Raw genomic sequence first — 17,862 nt, forward strand, 5'->3', positions numbered from 1 at the left:
ATTGCGCCGGTATTTTATTGTGTAAAAAATATGCTAATGTCAGTTTCACTTTAAACGACAAAGGAGTGACGTTGATGAAGTTGCATAATTTGCTATTGCCATTGGCAACAACCCTGCTGCTGGCTTGTAATAACGACGATAAAAAATCCCCGCCGCTAACTTTACCGCAAGCCGAAACAGTCACCATCAGCTATACAGCCCATGGCGTGCCGCATATTCAGGCCGCTAGTTACCGCGCTTTGGGTTATGGGGTGGGTTATGCGCAGGCCAGCGAAAATTTATGCACCCTGGCAGAGCAATTATTAAAACTTAAAGGCGAAAAATCCCGCTATTTTGGCGCTGGCCCAGGGCAGAAAAATCTGTTATCTGATATAGCCTACCGCGCACTGGATTATGGGACCCAGGCAAGGCAGCTGTATGGCGCCGTGCCTTTGGACAGCAAAATGCTGATGCAGGGTTATGCTGAAGGTTTTAACCATCAGCTCCGTCAGTTTGGCGGTAGTGATAATTATCCTGGCCCTTGCCGTGGCATGAACTGGGTGACGCCAATTCAGCCGGAAGATTTGTTGGCTTATTATCTGGATTTGGCCAGCTTAGCCAGTACCCGTAACTTTTTAGCTGCTATGGCGGTGGCAGTGCCGCCCAGTCAGACCGCCGCGGTATCGCCGGCAATAGCTGCCTCGCAAGTGCATGCCACTGTTGAAGGTATTGGCAGCAACGGCTGGGCCCTTGGCAAAGACAAAACCGAAGGTGCAAAAAGTGCTTTGCTTGCCAATCCACATTTTCCGTGGGATGGCGAGCTCAGGTTTTTTGAACAGCATTTAACCATACCGGGTGAGCTGGATGTGACAGGCGTCAGCATGATTGGTATGCCTGCTGTGCTGATTGGTTTTAACCAGCAGCTGGGCTGGACCCACACTGTTTCGCAGTCGAAACGTTTTACGCTGTATCAGCTGAATCTCGAAGAGGGCAACCCGCTGCGATACCGCTACGGCAATGGTTACCGTGATATCACGGCAAAAAAAGTGAAAGTAGAAGTGCTGCAAGCCGATCAGAGCATCAACAGCATCGAAACCACCTTATACCGCAGCCATTATGGCCCCATGCTGGATTTAACGGCGTTATCACCGGCACTTGGCTGGAATCAAAAAACCGCTATCAGCATGCGCGATGCCAACACAGGCAATAGCCGGATGTTGCAACATTGGCTGGCCATGGGCAAAGCACGCAATAAAACCGAATTTTTTAATGCCTTTAGTGAGAACAATGGCATTCCGTGGGTGAACACTTTAATGGCCGATAGTAGCGGCACTGCGGCTTATCTGGATGGCAGCCAGGTGCCACAGTTAAGCCCTACGGCTGAAGCTTATTGGGCCAGTGCCAGCAAAAGCCCGCAGCTGGCGCCCATCTGGCAGGACGGTGTTGGTAACATTTTATTGCCAGGCTCAGATCCGGCTTTTGAATGGGTAAGCAGTGTCGATGCAGGCAGTCCTGGTTTAATGCCTTTTGCCAAAGCACCAAAACTAGAGCGCACCGATTATGTGTTTAACGCCAATAGCAGCCATTGGCTCAGTAACTTAACAGCGCCGCTGGATGGTTTTAGCCTGGTGTATGGCCCTGAGCGCACTGAACGTAGCCCGCGCACCCGTTATAATGCCCAGCTGATTGCAGGGTTAAGCCCAACACAACTGGCCGGCGCTGACGGTAAATTTAATTTTGCTGAGCTCAAATCGGTGTTTAGCCACAATGGTTCCTTATTTGGCACTGAACTGAAAACAGCATTGGCACAACGTTGTGTTATGTTCCCGCAATTACAGTTGCCAGCGGGCTTGCTGGATTTAACCCAGGCTTGTCAGGTACTTTTGAGCTGGGATGGCCGTTATCAGCTCGATAGCCGCGGCGCTCATCTGATGCGGGAGTTTTTAATGGCTTACCGTATTGCCGGTGAAAAAAATCTGGATAAGTCTTTGTATCAGTTGCCTTTTGATGCCGAAAACGCCGCTTTAACCCCTTCAGGTCTGGCGCCTTATACCGCTGCAGCGCCTGAGCAGGATAAAGTGCTGCTGGCTCTTGCTGCTGCCGTGCAACGTTTAACCCTTGCCGGTATTGCTTTAGACGCGCCTTTGGGCTCCATTCAGTTTGTACAAAAAACTGTGGGTCAGGCCAGTTTGCCAATAGCGGGCGGTTATTCGTATGAAGGCTTGTTTAATATGAGTGAAAGGGCGATACCGTCACGCAGCACCGCTGATTTAGCCAATGTGGTTGCCGGTACTGGCCGTGCCGATTCGATGTTGTCCAATGTGACTGTGGACGGCAAAACAGAACATGCCTACAGAGTAAATTACGGCAGTAGTTTTGTGATGGCGCTGCAATTTACAGCACAAGGGCCACAAGCCGACATGATGCTGGCCTATAGCCAGTCGCACGACCCTGCTTCGCCATTTTTTGCTGACCAAACCAAGCTTTTTAGTCAGGGGCTGTGGCGGCCAATGTTGTTTAAAGCTGATGAGGTAAAAAATGCCACGGTCAAAACTGTGACTTTAACGCTTGAACCTTAAAACAGAACCTTAAATAAAAACCTGAAGAAAAAACCGGTTGTGGTGGTGTTGCTGCCACAACCTTTTTCACTGCACTTTTTCAGTTATTTGTCCGGCATTTTTTCAAAGCGACATTAAGCCAAGCTTTCGATTGAGCCTGCCTCTGCTCTTTGCTATACTTTCCGCCCGTCCTGATACCAATTCTGATCTTCTTGCTTCTGCTCCTGTGTAAACAGGTAAAAGCTATTAATTTCAGCTTGGTGTGATATCCAAAATTCAACGTGCCTCAGGGGTCTCATGACTACAAGATACATCTTCGTGACGGGTGGGGTTGTCTCATCTTTAGGTAAAGGTATTGCCGCTGCTTCTTTAGCTGCAATTTTAGAAGCGCGTGGCCTGAAGGTAACAATCCTGAAACTGGATCCTTATATCAACGTGGATCCGGGTACCATGAGCCCAATTCAGCACGGTGAAGTATTTGTCACCGAAGACGGCGCTGAAACCGACCTCGATTTAGGCCATTACGAGCGATTTATCCGCACCAAAATGACCAAACTGAATAACTTCACTCAGGGTAAAATTTATTCTGAAGTGTTGCGCCGTGAGCGCCGTGGTGACTATTTAGGTGCCACTATTCAGGTTATTCCGCATATCACCAATGAAATTAAAGCCCGTGTTGTTGCCGGTGCTGAAGGTTATGACATTGCCATTGTTGAAATTGGTGGCACAGTGGGTGATATCGAATCTTTACCATTTTTAGAAGCGATTCGTCAGCTTGGCACTGAAATCGGCCGTGAACGTGCGTTATTTATGCATTTAACCCTGGTGCCATACTTAGGTACCGCTGGCGAAATCAAAACCAAACCAACCCAACATTCAGTCAAAGAGCTGCGTTCTATTGGTATTCAGCCGGATATTCTGATTTGCCGTTCAGACCGCTCTATTCCAGGCAATGAAAAAGCCAAAATTGCGCTGTTCACCAATGTGGAAGAACGTGCCGTTATTTCATTAAAAGACGTGTCCAGCATTTACCAAATTCCGGCTTTGTTAAAGTCACAAGGCCTGGATGACTTAGTGGTACGCCGTTTTTACTTAAACTGCCCTGAAGCCGACCTGACCGAATGGGAACAGGTGTTGTATCAGGAAAGTAACCCAACGGGTGAAGTGACCATTGGTATGGTGGGTAAATACGTTGAGCTCAAAGACGCTTATAAGTCGGTGAACGAAGCGCTGAACCACGCCGGTTTAAAAAACCGCTTAACTGTCACTATTAAATACATCGACTCCCAAGACGTTGAAACCAAAGGTTCAGCCATTTTAGCTGGCCTGGATGGCATTCTGGTGCCTGGTGGTTTTGGTGAGCGTGGTGTTGAAGGCAAAATTCTGGCGGCCCAATACGCCCGCGAAAACAAAGTACCTTACCTTGGCATTTGTCTGGGTATGCAAGTGGCGCTGATTGAATTTGCCCGTAACGTGGCAGGTATGAAAGGTGCACATTCAACCGAATTTAACAAAGATACAGCTTACCCTGTGGTGGGTCTCATCACTGAATGGCTGGACAGCGCAGGTCAGGTGGAGCAAAGAACCGATGATTCGGATCTTGGCGGCACTATGCGTCTGGGTAGCCAAAACTGTAACCTCAAGGCCAATACCAAAGCCCGCGAAACTTATGGCGCTGATGTGATTAGCGAACGTCACCGCCATCGTTATGAAGTGAACAACCACTTTATTCCTAAACTTGAAGAGGCTGGCCTGATTATTTCCGGTCTGTCGGCTGACAATCAGCTGGTGGAAATGATCGAATTACCAAACCACCCATGGTTCGTGGCGGGTCAGTTCCACCCGGAATTTAACTCGACACCACGCGACGGTCATCCGTTGTTCCAGGGTTTTGTTGCAGCAGCAGCCAAATATCAGAAACAACAAACGACTAAATAATGAAAAAGCCGCGACTTCGATCGCGGCTTTTTTGCTTTAGCCTACAGGGGATATACATGTCAGAAATTATCAATATCGTTGCCCGTGAAATTCTGGACTCGCGCGGCAATCCAACAGTTGAAGCCGATGTATTTTTAAAAAGCGGCGTGATGGGCCGTGGTTGTGCACCTTCAGGCGCCTCCACCGGTACCCGCGAAGCTTTAGAGCTGCGTGACGGCGATAAAAGCCGTTATTTAGGCAAAGGTGTGCGCACTGCTGTTGCCAATATTGACGGCCCTATTAAAGCGGCACTGGTGGGCAAATGCGCTTACGAACAAGCCAATATCGACCAGATCATGATTGATTTAGACGGCACTGAGTCTAAATCCAAGTTAGGCGCTAACGCTATTCTGGCGGTGTCTTTAGCTGTTGCCCGCGCTGCAGCTGCTGATAAAAAAATCCCTTTGTATCAGCATATTGCTGATTTAAACGGCACCCCTGGTGTGTATTCAATGCCAGTACCTATGATGAATATCATCAATGGTGGTGAACATGCCGACAATAACGTTGATATTCAGGAGTTTATGGTTCAGCCTGTTGGCGCCAAAACTTTTGCTGAAGCACTTCGTATGGGCGCTGAAATTTTCCACCAGCTGAAAAAAGAACTGCACAGCCAGGGTTTAAACACAGCAGTTGGTGATGAAGGTGGTTTTGCGCCTGATTTAAAATCAAACGAAGAAGCCTTAACTGTGATTTCTAAAGCGGTAGCCGCTGCCGGTTACGAGCTGAATAAAGACATCACTTTAGCTTTAGACTGCGCTGCTTCTGAGTTTTACCATGACGGTAAATACAAACTGAGCGGTGAAGGCAAAGAATTCACTTCTTATGAATTTAACGACTTCCTGGCCGGTCTTGCTACTAAGTTCCCGATTATCTCTATTGAAGATGGTCTGGACGAATCAGATTGGGACGGCTGGAAAGACTTAACCAATAAAATTGGTAACAAAGTACAGCTGGTTGGTGATGACTTGTTTGTCACCAACACCAAAATTTTAACCCGCGGTATTGAGCAGGGCATTGGTAACTCTATCCTGATCAAATTTAACCAGATTGGTTCTTTAACTGAAACTTTAGCTGCTATTAAAATGGCCAAAGATGCTGGTTTTACGGCGGTTATTTCTCACCGCTCCGGTGAAACTGAAGATGCCTTTATTGCTGATTTAGCAGTGGGCACTGCCGCTGGTCAAATCAAAACCGGCTCTTTATGCCGTTCTGACCGGGTGTCAAAATACAACCAGTTATTGCGTATTGAGCAAGAGCTGGGTGCTAAAGCACCTTATAAAGGCCGTTCAGAAATCAAAGGCCAATAAGCTTTTGAGTCCGATAAAAAAAGCGCTTTATGCGCTTTTTTTGTCAAACGGATTTGATGTTGTTCACTGTGGTTTTTTTGGAAAACCGCAGCAACTGGATAAAAACGCAGCCTTTTACAGCCTTATGAAACAAGCTAACATCGTCAGATGAAGTCACAAAACGAACTCTGGTTTTTACCTGAGCAAAATCAGACTTATATTGAGCTGTGCAATACCTTGTACGAGCGGGAATTGTTGCGTCTGGCGCAAACTCCACCGGACAAATTAGCCTGGTTAGCCAAAAGGCTCGGCAGTTTGCCGTTTTATGTGCGTGAAGCTGCTTCGTTAATTTTAAAACACCCGTCACCTTTAACACTCGATAGCCAGAATGCTTGTTGGTTACATAGCCAAAGCAAAGTCTGTCCTGTACCTCATGTAGATGAATCAGAAAGCATTTTTGCGTTTTATCACAAAAACGCCAAGCTTGGTTTGTTAGTGCCGGTCTATGGTAAAGAACAGGATATTGAACAAATCCGGCTGGATTCTGTTGATGAAATTGACCATGACGGCCAGCGTATTCATTGTAATGAACATGGTTGGTTTGCCATGGCAGGTTGGCCACAAGAGCCGGACAATCAGCAAAAACTGTTACTCAAACCGAGTAAAACTGTGCTGGTGGCCGTGTGCTGTGGTCATCAGTGGCGTAATCAGGAACGCAAAACCCCAAGGCTTCTAAGCCTGCGTGAGTTGCTCTTGGCCAGTCGTTTGAACTGGCAAAACTTTGCCAAACCTCATCAGGCAAAAAAAGAACTGCGTTAAACAAATAAAAGCCGGCAAATAGGGCAAATCCGCCAGAAATAGCAAATGTCGGGGCTTTTCAGCGCGCAGGGAAGCCTTCATAATAAAGCCAATCCTGAACTGACTGGTGTTGTATGCGTTTATTGCTTTTGATCCTGCTGACTTTATGTGCCGCTTTGCAATACCGGCTTTGGTTCGGTCAGCACAGCGTCAAAGAATATCTGCAGCATAAAGAAGAATTACGCACCCATCAAAGCAGCAATCTGGAGCTGGAAAAACGCAATAAAATGTTGCAGGCCGATGTGGCCGATTTGCAACAAGGTCTGGATTCTATTGAAGAGCGTGCCCGCAACGAGCTGGGTCTTATTAAACAAGACGAAGTGTTTTTCCGTTTGTTAACTCCACAAGGTAAAAAATGACCATCGCTGTGGTGATCCCTGCCGCAGGTGTTGGTCAGCGCATGCAGGCCGACAGACCCAAACAATATCTGGAACTGGCCGGCAAAACTATTCTGGAACATACAGTACAACGTTTAGCTCAGGTGCCTGAACTGGGGCCTGTCTGGTTGGCTGTTGCCAAAGATGATCCTTATTTTGCTGCCACCAGCTTAGCGCTACAGCCACACATTCACCGGGTCACAGGCGGCAGCGAGCGTGCTGACTCTGTGCTTGCAGGTTTAATGGCGATTGATGCCAAAGAGTATCCCTGGGTGCTGGTGCATGATGCCGCCAGACCTTTGGTGCATGTCGCCGATATTCAAAAGCTGATAAAACGCTGCGTTGATTCAGGTTGTGGTGGCATTCTGGCAACGCCGGTGCGCGACACCATGAAACGTAGTATGGGCACGCTGGAGAATACCCAGGTGCTGCATACAGTTGAGCGCAAAGACCTTTGGCATGCGCTGACGCCACAACTTTTCCCTACAGCACAGCTTAAAGACGTTCTGCAACAAGCGTTGCAAAGTGGCGCTGTGATCACCGACGAAGCTTCGGCGCTGGAATGGGCCGGTTTACCTGTGCTGTTGGTCAGCGGTCGTGCTGACAATATCAAAATTACCCAGAGCGAAGATTTGCTGCTGGCTCGTTTTTATCTGGAGCAACAATGATCCCTTTTCGGATTGGACATGGTTTTGACGTACACGCTTTTGGCGGCGAAGGCCCAATCACTCTTGGTGGCGTAAAAATTGATTACCCCCAGGGTTTATTGGCGCATTCAGATGGTGACGTGGTATTGCATGCAGTGGCCGACGCTTTGCTTGGCGCAGTTGCCCTTGGTGATATTGGTCATCATTTCCCTGACACTGACGCTGCTTTTAAAGGTATCGACAGTCGTATTTTGCTGCGTAAAGTCTTTAGTGATGTAAAAGCGCTGGGTTATCAGATAGGCAATCTGGATGTGACTATTATGGCACAGGCGCCGAAAATGGCGCCCCATATCAATGCCATGCGTGAAGTGCTGGCCTCAGATTTAGCCACAAATCTGATGCAGGTGAATGTGAAAGCCACCACCACTGAAAAACTGGGTTTTGTTGGCCGCAAAGAAGGTATTGCCGTTGAAGCTGTGGTGCTGTTGGTGCAAGCCTGATGTCTGAGCTGAATAAAACCACAGATATCGACGCTGTTGCAGCGCCTGCCACCACAGCCGCCACTGCCGCTGTGATAGTGCCTGATTTTGCTCCTTTGGCTTATTTATATGGTGAGCCTTCGGCAACAGCCTTATTACGCAGTGAGCCCAGTGATTTTATTGTTGATGAAGAGCTAAGTTTTACACCAACAGGGGCAGGTGAACATATGCTGCTTTTGGTCGAAAAAATTGGCCAGAACACCCAATATGTTGCCAAACAAATTGCCGCTGCCGCTGGTTTAAAAGCAAGACTGGTCAGTTATGCCGGTTTAAAAGACCGTCATGCGGTCACCCGGCAATGGTTTTGTTTGCCGGTGCCAATTAAACAAGAGCTGAATTATCAAGATTGGAATATTGAAGGTGTACGCATTCTCGACACCATCCGCCACCAGCGCCGGCTGAAGTTAGGTTCGATTAAACAAAACCACTTTAAATTAAGGCTGCGCAGTGTCAGCGACAAAGCTGAAGTAGAACAGCGACTGGCGTTAATTACCCAAGGCGTACCAAATTATTATGGTGAACAAAGGTTTGGCCATGGCGGTGGTAATTTACTGTTGGCGGCGAAACTTTTTGCCGGCCACAGTATTCCTGATCGGCAATTACGGGGTTTAGCCTTGTCGGCCAGCCGTTCTATGTTATTTAACCAGCAGTTGTCCGCCAGAGTCACACAGCAGTTATTCGACCAGTTATTGCCGGGTTCTGTGGTACAGCTGGATGGTTCAGGTTCGGTGTTTTTGGTTGAAGTTGCAGATGAAGCCATTTTACAACGCCTGACGGAAGGTGATATTCACCCAACCGCAGTGTTGCCTGGTATTGGCAAAGTGCTGGAAACTGGAGAAGCACTTGAGTGGCAACAAACACAGCTGGCGCCTTTTGCCCATTGGGTGCAGGCACTTTGTGATTTAAACGTGAATACAGAACGCCGTTCAGCCCGCTTAACGCCAAAAGCGCTGAGTTATCAATGGCAAGCTGATACACTCGAACTGCAATTTGCGCTGCCAACAGGTTGTTTTGCCACTTCTGTGCTCAGAGAGCTGGTGAAATATCAGGATGTCAGCCGCGACTTTTCCAGTCTGGAGTCATAGATGCGGATTTTATTAAGTAATGATGATGGGGTGCATGCCAAAGGCATTTTGGTGTTGCAGCAGGCTTTATCCCAAATTGCCGAAGTCACCACTGTTGGGCCGGACCGCAATTGTAGTGGTGCCAGTAATTCTTTAACTTTGCTGAATCCGCTGCGAACCCAACGTCTGGATAACGGTTTTATTGCGGTGAACGGCACGCCCACTGACTGCGTGCATCTGGCCATTAGCCAGCTGTTTGACAAAGCGCCGGATCTGGTGGTGGCAGGTATTAATCACGGTGCCAATTTAGGTGATGACGTGTTGTATTCCGGCACTGTTGCAGCTGCCACTGAAGGCCGTCATCTGGGTTTGCCTGCCATTGCAGTGTCGCTGGCTGGGCATAATGATGAACATTTTGCCACTGCTGCTTATGTCACAGTGCAAGTGATTAAAAAACTGAAATCCCATCCGCTGCCCTCAGATCAAATTTTAAATATTAATGTGCCTGCCGTGCCCCTGAATGAACTCAAAGGTATAGCGGTCACCCGGCTTGGCCGTCGGCATAAAGCTGAAACCATGACCGGTACTACAGATCCATGGGGCAGATCCATTTATTGGTACGGCTCTTTAGGGCCAGAACTTGATGCCGGTGAAGGCACAGATTTTCATGCCATAGCCCAAGGTTATGCTTCAGTCACACCTTTGCAGATTGATATGACGGCTTATCGTAGTCTGGAACCTTTGCGCGATTGGTTGCACGGGATAGAGCTTTAACTATGGCGGTGGCAACTCAACGCAGCGCCACTTTGCTGGCGCAAAAATTACAACAGGACGGCATTAAAGACGCCAAAGTTTTGGCCGCCCTTGCCAATACACCACGGCATTTATTTGTGGAAATGATTCTGGCGCATAAAGCTTATGAAAATACAGCATTGCCGATAGGCCAGGGCCAGACCATTTCCCAGCCTTATATTGTCGCGCGTATGACCGAGTTGTTGCTTGCACAAAATGAAACAAACAACTGGCATCCTTTAAATGTACTGGAAATTGGCACTGGCTCAGGTTATCAAACCGCTATTCTGGCGCAGTTATTTGCAAAGGTTTGTACTGTTGAACGTATTAAGGCTTTGCAGTTTCAGGCAAAACGCCGGTTGCAGCAGCTGGATTTGCACAATGTGGCGATGAAACATGGGGATGGCTGGCTCGGCTGGGCCAGTAAAGCACCTTTTGATTGCATTATTGTCACTGCGGCGCCAACTCAGGTGCCGGCAGATTTACTGGCGCAGCTCAAAGATGGTGGCCGTTTAGTAATACCAGTGGGGGCGCAGGAGCAGGTGCTCAGGGTTTATACCCGCACTGGTGATGAATTTACCCAACAAGATGTTGAAGCAGTCCGGTTTGTACCTTTGGTACCGGGCGAATTGGCCTGATTTCGGGTGTACAGGAGCAGTCGTTGAAAATTTTCCAATGGATGTATGACAAAGCGCTGGTGTGGGCAAAACATCGTCATGCTGAACGTTATTTGTTTGGTTTAAGTTTTACTGAGTCAGTTATTTTTCCTATTCCGCCTGATGTGATGTTAGCGCCTATGGCGCTGGCGCATCCGGAAAAAGCCTGGCGTTATGCCACTTTAACCACAATAGCTTCGGTGCTGGGTGGTGTTTTTGGTTATTTGCTTGGCTGGTTGTTATATGAGCCTGTGGTGTTGCCTTTTATTCAGTACATGGGTTATCAGGACACTTTTGCGCTGGTTGAACGCTGGTTCACCGAGTACGGCGTCTGGGTAGTGTTTATCGCCGGCTTTTCGCCTATTCCCTATAAACTTTTTACCGTAGGCGCAGGTTTAATGCATATGGCATTTTTGCCTTTTGTTATTGCATCAGCTATTGGCCGTGCCAGCAGGTTTTTTCTGGTGGCAGGACTGATGTACTGGGGCGGTACCAAAATGCAGCAAAAATTGCGCGAAATAGTCGATATTCTTGGCTGGGGCACTGTAGGTCTTGGTGCAGTGTTGTATTTTATTTATGGCTAAGCTGATACTACAGCGTGTTTTGCTGGCAACTCTGGCACTGACCTTATTGGCTTGTTCAGGCTCTCATAGCCCGGCGCCGGTGGATTCCTGGTCGAGTAAATCCAGACAAAAAGCCAGTTTACGTGCTGAGACTTATCAAGTGAAAAAAGGGGATACGCTGTTTTCTATTGCCTTTCGTGCCGGCATGGATTATCGCGCCTTGGCAAGACTGAACCGTATCCCTGAACCTTATACTATTTATGTCGGTCAGGTGCTGGTGACGGGGCAGGATACGACGTATCAAACAGCTTTACGTGGACCACAATCTGCAGATAAATCAGCAAATAAGAATTATTCAAAGCCAAGGTTTTCAAACAGTTCATCAAATAACGCTAAAGTAGTTGCACGGCAAAATCAAAAGCGCTATGGTCAGAATCAACAGGTCGAAGAACCTGAAAAAACCGGCAAGATTACCAGTAATGGAAACGTATCGCAATGGTTATGGCCAGTAAAAGGTCCTGTACTTGCGAAATTTTCCTACCAGGAACATGGCAACAAAGGCCTGGATATTGGTGGTGCTGTCGGAACACCGATCAAAGCTGCAGCAGCAGGCCAGGTGGTATATGCCGGCAATGCGTTGCGTGGTTATGGCAACCTGGTCATTATCAAACACAACGATGATTTCCTTAGTGCCTACGCTCACAATAACCGCTTATTGGTGAAGGAGCGTGAATCGGTGGTCGCTGGTCAATTGATTGCAGAAATGGGCAACACTGATGCAGAGCGTGTACAACTGCATTTTGAAATTCGTTTTCGTGGCCAATCTGTTGATCCGCTCAAATACCTAAAATAAAAAAACCACAAGCTCAAACGAAAAGAAAGGATTTCTGGCAGTTAAGCGTCACTACCCTGGTAGAGTTGGGAGAAGGATATGGGACACAAAGATGAAGACGAAGTAGTTGATTTTAAAGAATCCGAATTAACTGAAGAAGCTGTATTGCTTGAAGATGAAGGCGCAGAGCCTGATCTCGCTGCACTTGCTGCCGAAGAAGAAAACACGCCAGACGATGTATTCACCCGTGATGATAGCGCCAGAGCCATGGACGCCACTCAGATTTATCTGGGCGAAATTGGATTTTCACCGTTATTGTCTGCCGAAGAAGAAGTTTATTTTTCCCGTTTATCCCTCAAAGGGGATCAGGCCGCCCGCAAACGTATGATTGAAAGTAACCTGCGACTGGTGGTGAAAATTGCCCGTCGTTATATCAATCGTGGTCTGGCGCTGCTTGATCTGATTGAAGAAGGTAACCTCGGCCTTATCCGTGCTGTGGAAAAATTTGACCCGGAACGAGGTTTTCGTTTTTCTACTTATGCCACCTGGTGGATCCGCCAGACCATAGAACGCGCCATTATGAATCAGACCAGAACCATCCGGTTGCCTATTCATGTGGTGAAAGAGCTGAATATTTACCTGCGTGCCGCCCGTGAACTGTCACAACGACTGGACCACGAACCTACGCCGGAAGAAATTGCGTCAGCCTTAGACCGCCCTGTTGAAGAAGTGCGCAGAATGCTGAAACTGAACGAAAAAATTACGTCAGTGGATACACCTGTTGCCGGTTCGTCGGAAAAGCAACTGCTGGATATTCTGGCGGATGAAAAAGAACTGGGGCCGGAAACCGAACTGCAGGACGCTGATATCCGCCACCATCTGGTGTTATGGCTCGAAGAGCTCAACCCAAAACAGCGGGAAGTGCTGGCGCGTCGTTTTGGCCTGTTAGGTTTTGAACCTTCCACGCTGGAAGATGTAGGTCGTGAAATTGGTTTAACCCGCGAAAGGGTCAGGCAAATTCAGGTGGAGGCGCTGCGTCGCCTGCGCGAAATTGTCACCCATCAGGGCCTGAATATCGAAACGTTATTCCAGGAATAACCAGCTGATTTATCTGATAAAAAAAGGAGCCAAGGCTCCTTTTTTGTTTTTCAGAATTTGTTTTTTTACAGTTGGTTTTTCAACTGATACAACAACTCCAGCGCCTGACGTGGGCTTAAATCATCCAGTTGTTGCGCCCTTAATAATTCCAGCACCGGATGTGGCATGTCGTCGATAAGCAGGCTTTGCTGTAGCGGCAGTTGAGCGGTAGTTTTGCCATTGGCGCTGTTAATACCATTGCTGCCGTTGATGATATTTTGTGGCTGCTGTTTACCAGGCTGTGGTTTTGTTGCAGTTTTTGCCGGCAACTGTATATGTTGTTGCTCCAGTTCCAGCAATTTTTGTTTCGCCTGCAAAATCACCGCTTTTGGCACACCTGCCAGCTGGGCGACCTGTAAACCATAACTTTTGCTGGCGGCTCCATCCTGCACCTGATGCATAAACACAATATGTTCATCATGTTCCACTGCATCCAGGTGAATATTCACCACACCTGGTAATAAAGTGGCCAGTTCGGTCAGTTCGAAATAGTGGGTGGCAAATAAGGTCAGCGACTGAAGTTTGCAAGCCAGGTAATCGGCACAAGCCCATGCCAGCGACAAACCATCATAAGTGCTGGTGCCGCGGCCAATTTCATCCATCAATACCAGACTTTGCGCAGTAGCATGATGCAAAATAGTGGCAGTTTCGGTCATTTCCACCATAAAAGTAGAACGACCGGAGGCTAAATCGTCTGATGCGCCAATACGGGTAAAAATACGGTCTATCGGGCCAAGTTCAGCGCTGTCGGCCGGCACAAAACAGCCAATATATGCCATTAGCACTATCAAAGCCGCCTGGCGCATATAAGTCGATTTACCGCCCATATTCGGACCAGTCACCAGTAGCATGCGTCTTTGGGTATTCATCTGCAGCGGATTGGCAATAAAAGGTTCAGTGCTGACGGTTTCTACCACTGGGTGACGGCCACCCTGAATATTGATGCCGATGTTGCTGACTAATTTAGGTTGTTGATAATTCAGTGTGCCGGCACGTTCAGCAAAGTTCGTCAGTACATCCAGCTCCGACAAACGTGCAGCCAGTTGTTGCAGCTCGGCCAGATAGGGCGCTGTTAAATCGAATAACACTTCATATAACTGCTTCTCCAGCGCCAAAGCTTTACTTTGACTGCCAAGTACTTTGTCTTCGTATTCTTTCAGTTCAGGAATAATGTATCTTTCGTTGTTTTTCAGTGTCTGGCGGCGAATATAGTCGGCAGGCACGGCGTCGGCAGCGGCGCGGCCGGTTTCAATAAAATAACCCGCCACTTTATTAAAACCCACTTTTAATGAGGCGATACCGGTGCGGGCTTTTTCTCTTTGTTCCAGCTGCTCCAGATAGTCTGTTGCGCCTGTTGCCAATGCACGCCATTGATCTAGTTCAGCGGAATAACCAGGCGCTATCACACCACCATCGCGGATAAGCACTGGCGGGCTATCGATAATGGCGCGTTCCAGTAAGTTGCACAGTTCTGGCAGCGGCTGACAGGCGTTTTTAATCTGTTGCAACAGTGGGCTTTGTAAAGGTTGTAAACACAACGCCAGTTCTGGCAGCTGCTGTAACGCCTGACGTAAACGGGCAAAATCCCGCGGTCTGGCGCTACGCAGCGCCAACCTTGCAATAATACGTTCAATATCACCAATTTGTTTAAGCGCAGGCGCCAGTTCAGTGTGATAAGACTGTAATTCAGCTACCGCCTGATGGCGGTTCGTCACCAGCTGTTGATCACGCAGCGGCGCGTGGATCCAGCGTTTTAATAACCTGCTGCCCATAGCGGTCTGGCATTGATCCAGCACAGCGGCCAGCGTCTGGTCAAACTGGCCATTCAGGCGTTGCGTCAGTTCCAGATTACGCCTGGTGGCAGCGTCCAGCACTATATGATCCTGAGCTCTTTCCAGTGCTACGGCGCGGATATGGGGCAAAGCAGCACGCTGGGTGTCTTTCACATATTGCATCAGGCAACCGGCGGCCATCAGCGCAACAGGGGCGTCTTTTACACCAAAACTGGTTAAATCGCGGGTGCCAAATTGCTGGCATAAAGCACGTTCCGCACTTTTGGCTTCAAATTCCCAAACAGGACGGCGGCGTGCACCTTTGCGGCTTAAAATGGCATCCGGTAATTGCAACTCTTCACTATAAAGCAGCTCTGCCGGATTTAACCTTTGCAACACGCCGTATAAATCATCCAGTTGAGAAACTTCGGTCAGTAAAAAACGACCTGAGGTGAGGTCAAGGTATGCCAAACCATATTGCTGTTTCACCTGATAAAGTGCGGCCAGCAGGTTGTCCTGCCGCTCGTTCAGCAAGGCTTCGTCTGTGACAGTGCCAGGGGTCACAATACGCACCACTTTGCGTTCCACCGGCCCTTTGCTGAGCGCAGGGTCTCCCACCTGCTCACAAATAGCCACGGATTCGCCCAATTGCACCAGTCGTGCCAGATAGTTTTCAATAGCGTGATGCGGGATGCCGGCCATTGGAATAGGAGCGCCTGCCGACTGGCCTCTTTTGGTCAGAGAAATATCTAACAGTGCCGCCGCTTTTTTGGCGTCGTCATAAAACAGCTCATAAAAGTCACCCATCCGGTAAAACAATAAAATGTCCGGATTTTCGGCCTTCAGGCCCAGGTATTGTTGCATCATGGGTGTATGTGCTGTGGAGACTTGCCCGGTTTTCATATCTGACGGCATAATGGTGTTCTGACTTCCTGCATTGGACTTAAGATGACGGTTCCGGCACAAACCCAACAATTGGCGGCTGAACTCGGGCAGCTATTATTACGGAAAAATTGCACTATCACCACTGCTGAATCCTGCACTGGCGGCGGTATTGCTTATAGTCTGACCGCCATTGCCGGTAGTTCCGCTTATCTTGATCGTGGTTTTGTGACCTACAGCAATAAAGCCAAACAGCAGTTGCTGGCGGTAAAAAGTGCCACTTTATTGCAGTTTGGTGCCGTCAGTGAAGAGACAGTGCTGGAAATGGCACAAGGTGCGGCGGCAACGGCCAACGCCGAAGTTGCAGTGGCAGTTTCTGGCATTGCCGGGCCTGACGGTGGTTCAGCTTTTAAACCTGTGGGCACTGTTTGTTTTGGTTTTTATTTATTTGGTCACACTGTCACCACGCGAATGGTATTTCATGGTGACAGAGCTGCGGTACGTTTGCAGGCAATTGATTTTGCATTACAGCAGCTGATTTTATTGTTGACAGAGCAAACGCATTCAACTACTGTATGAGCATACAGCATTTAATGCCTTTTCAGATTTCAGTCGGAGATTCAGATGGACGATAACAAGCAAAAAGCACTGGCCGCAGCCTTAGGTCAAATTGAACGTCAGTTCGGTAAAGGTTCAATTATGCGTCTGGGCGACAGTACCGCACTTGATATCGATTTTATTCCGACAGGTTCTTTAGGCCTTGATATTGCGCTTGGCATTGGTGGTTTACCTTGTGGTCGTATTGTTGAAATTTACGGTCCTGAATCTTCAGGTAAAACTACCTTAACTTTACAGGTAGTTGCTGAAGCCCAAAAAATGGGTAAAACCTGTGCTTTTATCGATGCTGAACACGCTTTAGACCCATTGTACGCAGCTAAATTAGGTGTAAACGTGGCTGATTTATTAGTGTCGCAACCAGACACCGGTGAACAGGCGCTGGAAATTTGTGACATGTTAGTGCGCTCAGCTGCAGTAGACGTCATCATCGTCGACTCAGTAGCCGCTTTAACACCAAAAGCCGAAATTGAAGGTGACATGGGCGACAGCCACGTAGGCTTACAAGCCCGTCTGATGTCACAGGCTTTGCGTAAGCTGACAGGTAACATCAAACGTTCTAACACTTTATGTATTTTCATTAACCAAATCCGGATGAAAATTGGCGTGATGTTTGGTTCACCTGAAACTACTACTGGTGGTAACGCGCTGAAGTTTTATGCGTCAGTACGTTTAGATATCCGCCGCATCGGCTCTGTGAAAGAAGGTGATGAAGTGGTGGGTAACGAAACCCGCGTGAAAGTGGTGAAAAATAAAGTGGCGCCACCTTTTAAACAGGCCGAATTTATTATTCAGTATGGTGCCGGTATCAGTAAAAACGGTGAGCTGATTGACCTGGGTGTGAACGAAAAACTCATTGATAAATCAGGCGCTTGGTACGCTTATAAAGGCAATAAAATTGGTCAGGGTAAAGCAAACTCAATGAAGTTCCTGCAGGACAATCCAGCCATTGCTTTGGAAATTGAAACAGAATTGCGTAACCGTTTATTACTGCAGGCCACTCATAAACCAACGGCAGCAGTGGACGAGTTGATGCCAGAAGCTTTGGAAATGGAAGAGGATCTGTAAGCTGTTCGTAAAGCCTGCTGTATAAGTTGTACCTTTCAATTTGTAGAGTAGAGCAGTTTAGCGCCACGCAGTGTGCTGTAACAGAAAAACAAAAACCGGCTAAAGCCGGTTTTTGTTTTTGCTGCTCTGATAAATTTTTTTTAGCTTTTAGCTTTTAGCTTTTAGCTTTTAGCTTTTAGCTTTTAGCTTTTAGCTTTTAGCTTTTAGCTTTTAGCTTTTAGCTTTTAGCTTTTAGCTTTTAGCTTTTAGCTTTTAGC

The 17,862-nt window shown here is 47.9% G+C and carries 16 protein-coding genes; 15 read left to right on the forward strand and 1 reads right to left on the reverse strand.

From position 1 onward, the window contains the following. The 13 genes from RCH83_RS12390 to rpoS form a co-directional block, all read left to right on the forward strand. Positions 1 to 2,558: penicillin acylase family protein (locus tag RCH83_RS12390; RefSeq protein WP_306522525.1), on the forward strand; the 2,558-nt coding region annotated here is incomplete at its 5' end. 276 nt (positions 2,559 to 2,834) lie between these two features. Next, positions 2,835 to 4,475, forward strand: coding sequence for a CTP synthase (locus RCH83_RS12395; RefSeq protein ID WP_306522527.1), 1,641 nt, complete (start codon positions 2,835 to 2,837; stop codon positions 4,473 to 4,475). A gap of 56 nt (positions 4,476 to 4,531) precedes the next feature. Then, a complete protein-coding gene (gene eno / locus RCH83_RS12400) occupies positions 4,532 to 5,824 on the forward strand; it encodes a phosphopyruvate hydratase (RefSeq protein WP_306522529.1) in 1,293 nt (430 codons plus the stop codon). Between the two features lie 147 nt (positions 5,825 to 5,971). Then, on the forward strand, positions 5,972 to 6,622 hold the full coding sequence (locus RCH83_RS12405) for a hypothetical protein (RefSeq protein WP_306522533.1): 651 nt from the start codon (positions 5,972 to 5,974) through the stop codon (positions 6,620 to 6,622). A 113-nt stretch (positions 6,623 to 6,735) separates the two neighbouring features. Continuing rightward, the gene (ftsB, locus tag RCH83_RS12410; RefSeq protein ID WP_306522535.1) at positions 6,736 to 7,020 is read left to right on the forward strand and encodes a cell division protein FtsB; all 285 of its coding nucleotides are present in this window, start codon (positions 6,736 to 6,738) and stop codon (positions 7,018 to 7,020) included. Beyond that, a complete protein-coding gene (ispD, locus tag RCH83_RS12415) occupies positions 7,017 to 7,706 on the forward strand; it encodes a 2-C-methyl-D-erythritol 4-phosphate cytidylyltransferase (RefSeq protein WP_306522538.1) in 690 nt (229 codons plus the stop codon). The genes ftsB and ispD overlap by 4 nt, the downstream gene beginning before the upstream one ends. Then, on the forward strand, positions 7,703 to 8,185 hold the full coding sequence (ispF, locus tag RCH83_RS12420) for a 2-C-methyl-D-erythritol 2,4-cyclodiphosphate synthase (RefSeq protein ID WP_306522540.1): 483 nt from the start codon (positions 7,703 to 7,705) through the stop codon (positions 8,183 to 8,185). Before ispD ends, ispF begins: the two co-directional genes overlap by 4 nt. Beyond that, positions 8,185 to 9,309: a tRNA pseudouridine(13) synthase TruD gene (gene truD / locus RCH83_RS12425; RefSeq protein ID WP_306522542.1), complete on the forward strand. Its 1,125-nt coding sequence runs from the start codon at positions 8,185 to 8,187 to the stop codon at positions 9,307 to 9,309. The genes ispF and truD overlap by 1 nt, the downstream gene beginning before the upstream one ends. Then, entirely contained in the window at positions 9,310 to 10,062 is a 753-nt protein-coding gene (gene surE, locus RCH83_RS12430) for a 5'/3'-nucleotidase SurE (RefSeq protein WP_306522544.1), read from the forward strand. An 8-nt stretch (positions 10,063 to 10,070) separates the two neighbouring features. Next, on the forward strand, positions 10,071 to 10,718 hold the full coding sequence (locus tag RCH83_RS12435) for a protein-L-isoaspartate(D-aspartate) O-methyltransferase (protein ID WP_373689768.1): 648 nt from the start codon (positions 10,071 to 10,073) through the stop codon (positions 10,716 to 10,718). Positions 10,719 to 10,741: 23 nt separating this feature from the next. After that, a complete protein-coding gene (locus RCH83_RS12440; protein ID WP_306522548.1) occupies positions 10,742 to 11,320 on the forward strand; it encodes a YqaA family protein in 579 nt (192 codons plus the stop codon). Continuing rightward, positions 11,313 to 12,152, forward strand: a complete 840-nt coding sequence (locus tag RCH83_RS12445) for a peptidoglycan DD-metalloendopeptidase family protein (protein ID WP_306522550.1) — start codon at positions 11,313 to 11,315, stop codon at positions 12,150 to 12,152. Before RCH83_RS12440 ends, RCH83_RS12445 begins: the two co-directional genes overlap by 8 nt. A gap of 78 nt (positions 12,153 to 12,230) precedes the next feature. Continuing rightward, positions 12,231 to 13,229: an RNA polymerase sigma factor RpoS gene (gene rpoS / locus RCH83_RS12450; protein ID WP_306522552.1), complete on the forward strand. Its 999-nt coding sequence runs from the start codon at positions 12,231 to 12,233 to the stop codon at positions 13,227 to 13,229. A gap of 65 nt (positions 13,230 to 13,294) precedes the next feature. Here the strand turns inward: rpoS and mutS are convergent, their stop codons facing one another. Next, positions 13,295 to 15,955 carry a DNA mismatch repair protein MutS gene (gene mutS, locus RCH83_RS12455; protein ID WP_306522554.1) on the reverse strand — a complete coding sequence of 887 codons (2,661 nt, stop codon included), beginning with the start codon at positions 15,953 to 15,955 and terminating at the stop codon, positions 13,295 to 13,297. Positions 15,956 to 15,988: 33 nt separating this feature from the next. On the opposite strand from mutS, the gene pncC reads away from it, so the two are divergent. Beyond that, the gene (gene pncC / locus RCH83_RS12460; protein WP_306522556.1) at positions 15,989 to 16,501 is read left to right on the forward strand and encodes a nicotinamide-nucleotide amidase; all 513 of its coding nucleotides are present in this window, start codon (positions 15,989 to 15,991) and stop codon (positions 16,499 to 16,501) included. A 45-nt stretch (positions 16,502 to 16,546) separates the two neighbouring features. Then, entirely contained in the window at positions 16,547 to 17,605 is a 1,059-nt protein-coding gene (gene recA, locus RCH83_RS12465; RefSeq protein ID WP_306522558.1) for a recombinase RecA, read from the forward strand. Positions 17,606 to 17,862 lie beyond the last annotated feature (257 nt).

Source organism: Rheinheimera sp. (assembly GCF_030824435.1).
Lineage (GTDB): Bacteria > Pseudomonadota > Gammaproteobacteria > Enterobacterales > Alteromonadaceae > Pararheinheimera.